The sequence below is a fragment of the uncultured Cetobacterium sp. genome (assembly GCF_947039425.1).
Lineage (GTDB): Bacteria > Fusobacteriota > Fusobacteriia > Fusobacteriales > Fusobacteriaceae > Cetobacterium_A.
Window position 1 is genome coordinate 1 of the sequence record NZ_CAMQYW010000191.1, and the last position, 3,864, is coordinate 3,864.

General features: G+C 25.8%; 3 protein-coding genes, 1 pseudogene and 1 riboswitch. Of the genes and pseudogenes, 1 reads left to right on the forward strand and 3 read right to left on the reverse strand.

The genetic code is table 11. The features are described from left to right. From Q0V09_RS08875 to rocF, 3 genes are all read right to left on the reverse strand, one after another. Positions 1-1,326, reverse strand: a 1,326-nt coding sequence (locus tag Q0V09_RS08875; RefSeq protein ID WP_297488669.1) for an L-type lectin-domain containing protein, incomplete at its 3' end; no start/stop codon positions are given. Positions 1,327-1,376: 50 nt separating this feature from the next. Then, positions 1,377-1,452, reverse strand: a riboswitch (cyclic di-GMP riboswitch). 171 nt (positions 1,453-1,623) lie between these two features. Further along, on the reverse strand, positions 1,624-2,469 hold the full coding sequence (locus tag Q0V09_RS08880) for a MurR/RpiR family transcriptional regulator (RefSeq protein WP_297488672.1): 846 nt from the start codon (positions 2,467-2,469) through the stop codon (positions 1,624-1,626). Positions 2,470-2,478: 9 nt separating this feature from the next. Next, a complete protein-coding gene (gene rocF, locus Q0V09_RS08885; RefSeq protein ID WP_297488675.1) occupies positions 2,479-3,336 on the reverse strand; it encodes an arginase in 858 nt (285 codons plus the stop codon). Positions 3,337-3,563: 227 nt separating this feature from the next. Here rocF and Q0V09_RS08890 point away from each other — a divergent pair. Further along, positions 3,564-3,864 (forward strand): annotated as a pseudogene (locus tag Q0V09_RS08890) (DJ-1 family protein); the annotation flags it as partial.

The window sequence follows — 3,864 nt, forward strand, 5'->3', positions numbered from 1 at the left end:
AATTTCTGTAAAATCTGTTCCTGTTGTATATCTTATTCTAAAATAAGTTTTCCCTAATTGAATATTTTTATTTTTTAAATCTATTTTTATATTATTTTCTCCTGATTTTACATCATAATAATTCCCTTCATTATTTTCAAACTTACCGTCTTTATTACAATCAATCCAAATATGAATACATCCAGGTTGAGATGCTATTACTTTAATATTATTTTCTTTATTTAATATTAATGTATTTACCTCATCAATTTTATTAAAAACAACTCCATCATCTTCACTATCTCTTAATGCAGAATCTGAAGGTTTTCCATCTAATTCCGCTGTAACTCCTTTTCCTAAATATATTCCATCTTTTATAATATGACTTGGTCCATCATATTCACCAGCTCTACTTCCTAATAAAGTTTTATATGTTTCTGGTGCATCTCCAAAATCAAGATTTGAAATATCTGCTATTAATTTTATATTTTTTATTTTTTGTAAATTCTTAAAATCACCTGTCGATGCTGTAAATCCAAAATACGTTAAAGGATTATTGTTTAAATCTTCTTTAACAATATCTCTTATGACACTCATTTCTTTTCTTTTTCCAGGTATATTAACATCAAAAATTACTTTATATTCATGACTTATTGCATTCCATGATACTTGTACTTTATGATACTTTCCATCTTCAACATCTCCAATAGAAATCATCGTATTATTTCCATAAATATGATTCATTGAATATAATTGATTACTATAAGGCATAAAAGCCATGTGATCTATTGTTATATTTTTAGGTATTCCATTTGAATCTAATTCATCTAAAGGAAAAGATAAATCACCATTTTTTAAATAACCATGATTATTATATGTATCAAACTCTGTAACATATGAATTTTTTATTTCTGTACCTATATTTAGTCCTTTTTTTCCATAAATGGAATTTGATGCTCCTTGCAATACAAAAGCTATTCCATCTGCTCCAATATCTATATATCCATCATCAAATCCATCATCATCATATTTTATCATTGGATCTATAGCAGTAGATGGTTTTAAATCTACTTTTTTCCATCCATTATTTCCAAAATTAATATCAAATTCATAAATAAAATTATGTCTTAAATCTATTTTTTTTTGATACCAAAAAGCTCCTGCTTGATTTCTTGTATCTGAAGTTAAAATTCCCTCTTCTCTATTTGTTGGATTTCTTTCAGCATCTCCAAAAAATTTAAAATCTTTAAAATCTTTAAAACTTTTAGAACTTTCTTCTATATGTGCTGAAAATAATAGTTTTGAAAAAATCAATAAAAAAAGTAAAAAATATTTTTTGTTACCCATAACACTCTCCTACAATATAAAATTAATAAAAAAAGTTGCAACTAAAAAAAAGTTGCAACTGGCTGCCATTTTAAAGGCCCTATAGCTTTGCGTCATACAATTTCTTATATTTTGCGAAAATTCATTATTAATACACATGCAATGACTTTATTCTGTGAATAATTTATTATTATACATTTTTTTATGTTATTTTTCAAGTACTTTTATCTGCAATATGAAATCAAAAGGCTTTTTATAAAAAAACAGTACTAAAAAAGGTCATCTCATTTCAAATGGGATGACCTTTTTATATTTGTTTTATTTGTGGTATATATCAAATGTATCTGTAATTATTTTTAACTTATCTAATTTTTCCATACTCTCTTCTCTTTGTTCACTTCCAAACTTTAAGATTAAAGCATTTAAAATCACTATTCCTGGAACAAAAGTACAAGCTTTTCCACCATTTTTAGTTGTCATTACTAAATCAGACATATTACCTAATATCGAATCCTCTTTATCTGTCATAGTTATAATTTTATTACCTTGATTTTTGAAAAACTCTGTTACTTGACATGTGAAATTTGTATATGGATGAAAAGATATTGTAAATAACAAATCCTCTTTCTCTGAATATACTAACCTGTCTGTAAAATCTGAAGCTCCTGAAATCATAAGTTCAACATCGTTTCTTAATTCTTTCAACATAAAATAAAGATAATGAGCTAAAGCATAAGAACCTCTTGCTCCTAAAATATAAAGTTTTCTACTATTTTTTATCATATCTATAGCAGCATTTAATTGTGCTTCTTTCTTAGAAATATCAATCTCTTCTAACAAACTAATATTAGTAGTTATAATCTCTTCTAAAACGCCCTCAGTACTGATTGTTCCAATTTCATCTCTAAATTCTCTCATTTGAGATGTTGATATTTCTAAATCTTTTTGAAATACTCTTTGAAAATCAGGATAACCTTTAAATCCTAAATTTTTAGAAAATCTAGTTATTGTAGCAGGACTCGTTTCTGTTTCTTTTGCTAATTCATTGATTGATATAAAAGAAACTATACTTTGATTATGCTTTATGAAATCTACAATTTTTTTAAAACTTTTACTATAAGTTGAATAATTTTTTTCTAAATTAGACAATACCTCTTTTTTCATTATACACCTCTATTTTTTAAAGTTCAATACAAACTCTGTTAACTCATTTACAAAATTCATTGTTTTTTCACTTTTATCATTAACTGGATTATACTCAACAATATCCACAGATGATATTTTATAATTATCAAATAAGAATGTAAATGTTTCAAACATCTCTTTTGGTGAGAATCCGCTTCTTACTGGAGTACTAACTCCTGGAGCAAATTCTGGATCTATAGAATCAACATCAAAACTTATATGTAGTTCTTCTACTTTTAAATAATCTTTTATTTCTCCTAAAATTTGATCTATTCCTTTTTCTAGAACCTCTGTATAGTTTATCATTTTTATACCATATTTTTCAATAATTTCTAATTCTTTTTCATCTATGTCTCTAGCTCCTAAAATAACAACATTTTCATTTTTTATTTTAGAACCTTGGAAGAAACAGTTTGCTAAATCTTTATCTCCTAATCCTTGAAGAGAAGCTAACGGCATCCCATGAATATGACCTGATTCAGTTGATTCATCTGTATTCATATCTCCATGTGCATCAATCCAAATTACTCCTAAATTGTCTTTTTCTTTTGCTACACCAGATATTGATCCTAAAGCTATAGAATGATCTCCTCCTATTGTTATAGGTCTATATCCTTCTTTAACTGCTTTATTTACTGCTTTTGCTAATTTCTCACAAGTATGTAATATAGTATTTTTATACTTTAAGGATTGTTCATTAAAATCTTCCCTTTTCTTTTCTACTTCTATTAACTCCATATTTCCAAATACTTCGGGAAACTTTTCCTCCAATACTTCTGGTCCAAAATCTATTCCTGCTTTATTAGCTCCTAAGTTCATTGGAACTGCGAACATCTTATTTTTCATTACATCCTCCTCTTACTATATATATATTTAAAAACATCTTATTTTTCTTTTTTCTTGTTCTTAAACACTAAAATTAGATAAACATGTTTTTAAATTTTAAAAACTTACTTTTAAATATTTTAAAAATGATATATAATTAACATAATTAATTTCACTTAAAATACGAGATATTGTAGTGCTTTTTGGAAATTAAGTCAACTTTTTTTTTACAAGGAGATTTTAACTCTATGAAAAGAATACTAATTTTTGCATCAAATGGTTTTGAAAGCCTAGAATTATCACCATTTATTGACATATTTGGATGGAATAATATTATAAATAAAATTAAAATTTTCCCTACTATTTGTGGAATTCACAATACTATCAAAGCCACTTGGAATTTAACTATCACTCCTGAAATTAATTTAACTACCTTTAATATAGACTTATCAGAATTTGAAGCATTAATCATTCCTGGAGGATTTGGAAAAGGTGGGTTTTTTAATGATATTCAATCAAAAGAATTTTATAACTTACTTTCTCATTTTA